This is a genomic window from Pseudozobellia sp. WGM2, assembly GCF_017810075.1.
Lineage (GTDB): Bacteria > Bacteroidota > Bacteroidia > Flavobacteriales > Flavobacteriaceae > JADNYK01.
Genome location: NZ_JADNYK010000016.1, coordinates 1 through 5,940 on the forward strand (window position 1 = coordinate 1; position 5,940 = coordinate 5,940).

Sequence of the window (5,940 nt, forward strand, 5' to 3'; positions counted from 1 at the left end):
TATCCAGCCGAACCTCGAAATCACTCTTCTATATCAACTCTTTTATTATTCTAAATATCTTATCTTCAACTTAAGAAACAAACATACGAGCCGAGACCGTTGTACCACATTATGAAAAACTCTCGAATTTGGATATTAATCATTATAACAATGGCGTTTTCCTGTAAGGACAAAAACGCGGAAAAGCCAAATGAAAATAAAATGGAAAACGAGTTTGTATCAAGAATCCACACAACGGACTTAGAGACGGATTTATATCAACTTTTGGGAAAAACCACGTTGGAAAAACATATTTCGGACTTTGAAAACGTGGACTGGAAAGCGGACTATAAAAAAGAGTTCAATTCTATGGATTTCAATATGCCGGACTTAGAGGTTTTGAGCAAAAACGACTCAAAATATCTTTCGGTAAGTATTGCACCGAACACGGAGGACACTTTTCAGTACGTAATCGGACTTGGAGCTCATTTGGAGACAGGGGACCCGAACAACCCGAATCGTAAAGTCAAACTTTATATGACGGAATCCGAAAATCCAGAAATACCAAAAAAGTTTTTCGGTCTATTCTTCAATCAAGACTTTGACCAAGTCAGTTCGGAGCTGCAACAATTGTACTTGATGGACGAAATCGAGGACGTGTATAAAAACAAAAAATAACGTGGTACAACACAACCTATAAACAATACGGGCTTCGTGCTTTACCAAAGGTTTGTGTATTTTTATGAAGTCCGCAAAATCTTTTGGATTTTGCTCGGGAAAGAAAAAATAAATCAAAACAAAAAGATTTCGCTATATGCGTGGCGGAAAGCAAACGCTAGTTTGCCCCCGTACTGTTCATAGCTCAACCGTTGTAAGCAAGCTAAAAAACCGAATGGCAACATTATTAGAAGATATAAAAAAGCAATCCGATTGGACAGTTAAAGCATTCAAATCGGACGGAATTGAACTAGATTATTCAATGGGAAGTTTAATTGAAATTGACCGATTTATCCAAAAATACACTAAGGACGGACAACCGATAAAAGGTGGTCGACTTGCCAAAGGTTATGGAGGTAAAATATTTTCGATTGGCTCATATATTGGAGAAACTTTAATAAAAAATGTTCCTGACTCGAAATGGATTACTGACGACAATGACCCACACGGAGAAGTGAATATTGAAGTGAATTTGTCAGACGGAACTCGATGTTGGCCAATTCAAAAATTAATGAAAAGAATTCAAAACGGACTTGAGGACGGAATTTATCCTTATGGAGTAAGCGTGACAAACAAAAAAGCGGATGAAAAATATGACGGAGAGTTTTGGAAAATAGAAAGTGAAGTAAAACCAATGGAACCGAAAAAACCTTGGTGGAAATTTTAAAAATAAAAAAGCCAGCTTACAACACTGGCTATAGTTCATTGCGGCGGAATTTCCTCAACGGAAATTCCTGCGTGTTTACAATGTTTGGTTTACGGCGGAATAATTCTGCCGAATCATTCCGCAACGAAACCATAGCCTAAACCGTTACCTGCAAGCTGAAAATGACATTCGAAGAATTTAAAATATTACATCAAAAATTCACTTCTGACTTAAACGGAAATGTAAAATGGAATGACCCTGATTACAATAAATATATCGACGAGATTCACGAGAATAGAGAATTTCATGAATGGACTTTAAAGGAAAAATTCCGGAAAAATAAATTTGATACAGAATCAATTTGTTGCCTACAAATGGCGGACAAAATATTCGACAGCTTAGACAATAAAGGAAATATAAAATACGGAGATTTCGATGTTGTGATTAATAAATGGACAGATGGAACTTATGGAATTCCAATTCACGACGGAGGAACTTCTATAATCGAAATTAGTTTCTGCCCTTGGTGCGGACAAAATTTAACGGATAAAAAAGCCCGCAGGTAACACTGGCTATAGCTCATTGCGGCGGAATTTCCTCTCGGAAATTCCTACCTTACAGCAAAGGTTTGGTTTACGGCGGAATAATTCTGCCGAATCATTCCGCAACGAAACCATAGCCTAAACGTTGTGTTTCATTGAAATAGAGCCTCGTTGCTAAAATGTAATTTGACAAAATAAAACAATGGATGTTATAGATTTTGAAGATAGAGCTTGGTTTTTACTAAAAGATGGTGAGAACTATTTTATCGATGTTAATTGTAATATATCAGCATTTGGATTTTCAATGTTGATTTGTTTGGATGGAGTAGGACTTAATGAATATAAAAATCAGGGACATTCGTATATCGATAAATTAGCGAAAGATATAGCTTATTACTCTACTTCTAAATATAGTAACCGAGATAAAAGCAATGACTACAAGGGGGGTGTCTCAGATGCTATTAAATCATGGAAATTAAAAAACTCAGTCTAATATGAAAAATTTCGGATTTGATTATCAGAATAAGCTTTTACTAATAGATGATATTGAAATTACGGCAAAACTAAATCAGGATGATTTAAACATTATTGGATACGAAAAATATGGAGATTATCAAGACAAATACTTTTATACATTAAAAAAGAAAATAAAATTTGAGGATAATGATTTCGATGTTACAGTGGTTTTTAAAGGTTTAAAACTTTGGTTAATTGAGATTACTCATCGAAGTGGAGAGATGGCTAATAATGGTGATTACAAGAAAATTTATAGTGATTTATACAATGATTTCAAAGCTACAAGAATAGACCATACTGACAATATACAGTTAGAATTAACAAATATATTGCGGATTGAATATAAATAACAACGAAAACACAACAATGTGTATAGTGCATAAGGGATTCAGAGGTTTTCGAGCGGCATCACCCGCATCAATTTTGGGTGGTAACTTGATAGGTTTGAAGTCCGCAATCCCTTACGGCACCATACACTCAACGATGATGCACAATTCACCTAAAGGTGAACCCAAATCGCTTCATTGTCGCCAGGCTCCAATTCCCGCCCTTTGGGAAACGTGCATCATCGCAGGGCCATGTCAGATTGCAAGGGCCGTAGGATGAGGGACCATCATATTTTTATCACCTTCAGGCGCCATCGAGGAAAACTGTGCATATCAACCGCTATATGCAATCTGGTGTGCTCACTTGTATTTTTCCTTTTTACGTACCTTGTCGGTACGACAAACAAAAATCCAAACGCACGACTTCACATAGCCCTGCGTTGTAAGCAATTTAAATCAGTCTCTTAACTATTATAATTTTAATTGAATATTATGAAAAAATTCGTTTCTCTGTTTCTGTTGATTGGATTTTTAATTTCGTGCTCTAATAATGGAAATGATTCCAATGACACCATAATTGAACAGAATGTTACTATTAGTAACATAGAAGATTATGAATATGATTTAGGTAGTTTCGGGGATGAAGAAGGAGCTGGAATCCAAATTCAAGCTAAACATTTTGAAGTTAGTGATTTGGAACGTGATATTAATGGACAAATAATTTACAAATACAGACCTATTTCAGGATTTATCGGTAGTGATTATGTGGAGTTAAAATCTGGAAGAGGTTCGGATGGAGCAAGTGAAAATACCGATATAACTTTTGTGAAAATAACGCTCAACATAACAGAATAAAACTGCTTACAACACAACCTATAAACAATACGGGCTTCGGGCTTAAACGCAAAGGTTTGCGTATTTTAATGAAGTCCGCAAAATCTTTTGGATTTTGCTTTTTAGCGGGACAAAGAAAACAAAAAGATTTCGCTATGTGCGTGGAGGAAAGCAAATGCTAGTTTACTACCGTACTGTTCATAGCTCAACCGTTAGCCAACATATCCAATCAACCAATGAAAATGATAGAAAAAAATCAAAACCAATACAAAAATTTGGAAACTCATATACCGTAGAGTATATTAGTGAAATGGTAAGGTCGGAAAAAACTAGACAATTAATAATTGAAAAAACTGCTTCTATATTCAATAAAAAGGGATATACAGGAACTTATTTATCCGATTTGACTAATGCTACTGGATTGACAAAGGGTAGTATTTATGGTAATTTCAAAGATAAAAACGAAGTCGCTTTAGAAGCTTTTAAATTCAATTATAAATTTCAGACTCGTCAAATAATTGACAAAATAGAGAAAGAAGATAATTCAGTAAATAAACTAATTGCATTTCTAAATCATTATAAAACATCATTTAAACCAATTTTTAAGAATGGAGGTTGTGCAATCCTAAATACTGCTGTTGATACTGATGATGGAAATGAATTATTAAAAAAAGAAGTTGTAAAAACAATTCATAATTGGCACAAAAAAATTGTATCAATCTTAATTGAAGGAGTTAATAAAAACGAAATCAAAGAAATAGATATCGACCTATTTTCGTATCGAATGATTGCTATAATTGAGGGTAGTATTTTATTGGCAAAAACATTGAATAAACCAGAGATTTTATTAAATAACATAGAACATCTAGAAACAGAAATTTTACAATTAAAACAGAAGTAAAAAAATTTAACCATTCATATACCGTAAGGTATATGTCACAGATATATAAATATGAAAAGAGTAGTAATAACAGGACTAGGAGCAATTACACCTATTGGAAAAAATGTAAAACAGTATTGGGAAAATCTATTGAAAGGCATTTCTGGTGCAAATAAAATAACACGTTTTGATGTAAGCAAATTCAAAACTCAATTCGCTTGTGAAATAAAAGACTTTGACGCTTTAGATTATTTTGACCGTAAGGAAGCTAGAAAACTTGATAGGTTTAGTCAATATGGGCTAATTTCAGCAGAAGAAGCCATTAAAGATGCTAATCTCGATTTTTCAAAATTGGATACTAATAGAATTGGTGTGATTTTTTCGAGTGGCATTGGGGGCTTTGAAACTTTTGAAAAGGAAATAATTGATTATACAAATGGGAATTTTAACCCTCGTTTTAATCCGTTTTTTATACCTAAAATAATATCCAATGGTTTGTCTGGTATAATATCAATAAACAATGGGTTAAGAGGTGTTAACTATTGCCCAGTTACCGCTTGTGCTTCATCAACACAGAGCATAATTCAAGCCTTTAATTATATAAGATTAGCAAAGGCAGATATTATTATCGCTGGTGGTTCAGAAGCACCAATTACAGAATCTTCGATTGGAGGATTTAATGCTATGAAAGCAATGTCCACCAACAATGAAAATTTCAGTTCGGCTTCAAAACCATTTGATAGAAATAGAGATGGTTTTGTTGTTGGAGAAGGTGCAGGAGCTTTAATTATAGAAAGTCTTGATTCGGCATTGAAAAGAAATGCGAAAATTTATGCTGAAATTGTTGGTGGTGGAGAAAGTTCAGATGCTTATCATATAACTGGAACACATCCCGAAGGACTTGGAGCATATTTAGCAATGGAAATCGGAATAAAAGAAGCTCATATAACACCAAACGAAATTGATTATATAAATGCACACGCAACATCAACTGGTTTAGGAGATTTATCTGAAATTAAAGCAATCGAAAGACTGTTTAAATCAAGTATTGACAAAATACAAATTAGTGCATCTAAATCTATGACTGGACATTTACTAGGCGGAACAGGTGCTATAGAAGCAATATCGACTTGTTTATCCGTAAAAACAGATTTGATACCACCAACAATCAATACAACAGAAATTGATGAAAATATTCCCAAGGAATTGAATCTGTCATTAGGAGAAAAATCATCAAAAAAAGTTAATTATGCGTTAAGTAATAGTTTTGGATTTGGAGGTCATTGTTCGGCAATGATAATCAAAAAATACGTTGGCTAACAAAGAACTGAGGTAAAAAGCAAACAAATTCTTCTTTGATCTGAAACCATACTTTTCTAGGCCCATAGATTCTAAAATCGATTTCTTTGAGCTTTTTTCATTCGATTCATCTTCTATTTATCCAGGCAATACGGAAACATAAGTTTCGTCATAGGGCCTTCCGGACTTTGCAATGGCAAA

8 protein-coding genes are annotated in these 5,940 nt (G+C 34.0%); all 8 read left to right on the forward strand.

From position 1 onward, the window contains the following. The first annotated feature begins 201 nt into the window (after positions 1-201). The 8 genes from IV512_RS19495 (at position 202) to fabF (ending at position 5,760) form a co-directional block, all read left to right on the forward strand. Positions 202-657: a hypothetical protein gene (locus tag IV512_RS19495; RefSeq protein WP_209406407.1), complete on the forward strand. Its 456-nt coding sequence runs from the start codon at positions 202-204 to the stop codon at positions 655-657. A 136-nt stretch (positions 658-793) separates the two neighbouring features. Beyond that, positions 794-1,363 carry a hypothetical protein gene (locus tag IV512_RS19500; protein ID WP_209406408.1) on the forward strand — a complete coding sequence of 190 codons (570 nt, stop codon included), beginning with the start codon at positions 794-796 and terminating at the stop codon, positions 1,361-1,363. Between the two features lie 161 nt (positions 1,364-1,524). After that, a complete protein-coding gene (locus IV512_RS19505) occupies positions 1,525-1,908 on the forward strand; it encodes a hypothetical protein (RefSeq protein WP_209406410.1) in 384 nt (127 codons plus the stop codon). A 178-nt stretch (positions 1,909-2,086) separates the two neighbouring features. Continuing rightward, positions 2,087-2,377, forward strand: coding sequence for a hypothetical protein (locus tag IV512_RS19510; protein WP_209406412.1), 291 nt, complete (start codon positions 2,087-2,089; stop codon positions 2,375-2,377). Between the two features lies 1 nt (position 2,378). Next, entirely contained in the window at positions 2,379-2,750 is a 372-nt protein-coding gene (locus tag IV512_RS19515) for a hypothetical protein (protein ID WP_209406414.1), read from the forward strand. A gap of 468 nt (positions 2,751-3,218) precedes the next feature. Beyond that, on the forward strand, positions 3,219-3,581 hold the full coding sequence (locus tag IV512_RS19520; protein WP_209406416.1) for a hypothetical protein: 363 nt from the start codon (positions 3,219-3,221) through the stop codon (positions 3,579-3,581). Between the two features lie 136 nt (positions 3,582-3,717). Next, entirely contained in the window at positions 3,718-4,461 is a 744-nt protein-coding gene (locus IV512_RS19525) for a TetR/AcrR family transcriptional regulator (protein WP_209406418.1), read from the forward strand. A 51-nt stretch (positions 4,462-4,512) separates the two neighbouring features. Continuing rightward, on the forward strand, positions 4,513-5,760 hold the full coding sequence (gene fabF, locus IV512_RS19530) for a beta-ketoacyl-ACP synthase II (protein ID WP_209406420.1): 1,248 nt from the start codon (positions 4,513-4,515) through the stop codon (positions 5,758-5,760). Positions 5,761-5,940: the final 180 nt, after the last annotated feature.

Coding starts and splice junctions, on each gene's coding strand:
- IV512_RS19495 (WP_209406407.1), top strand. CDS start 202: ATGGAAAACGAGTTTGTATCAAGAATCCACACAACGGACTTAGAGACG.
- IV512_RS19500 (WP_209406408.1), top strand. CDS start 794: ATGCGTGGCGGAAAGCAAACGCTAGTTTGCCCCCGTACTGTTCATAGC.
- IV512_RS19505 (WP_209406410.1), top strand. CDS start 1,525: ATGACATTCGAAGAATTTAAAATATTACATCAAAAATTCACTTCTGAC.
- IV512_RS19510 (WP_209406412.1), top strand. CDS start 2,087: ATGGATGTTATAGATTTTGAAGATAGAGCTTGGTTTTTACTAAAAGAT.
- IV512_RS19515 (WP_209406414.1), top strand. CDS start 2,379: ATGAAAAATTTCGGATTTGATTATCAGAATAAGCTTTTACTAATAGAT.
- IV512_RS19520 (WP_209406416.1), top strand. CDS start 3,219: ATGAAAAAATTCGTTTCTCTGTTTCTGTTGATTGGATTTTTAATTTCG.
- fabF (WP_209406420.1), top strand. CDS start 4,513: ATGAAAAGAGTAGTAATAACAGGACTAGGAGCAATTACACCTATTGGA.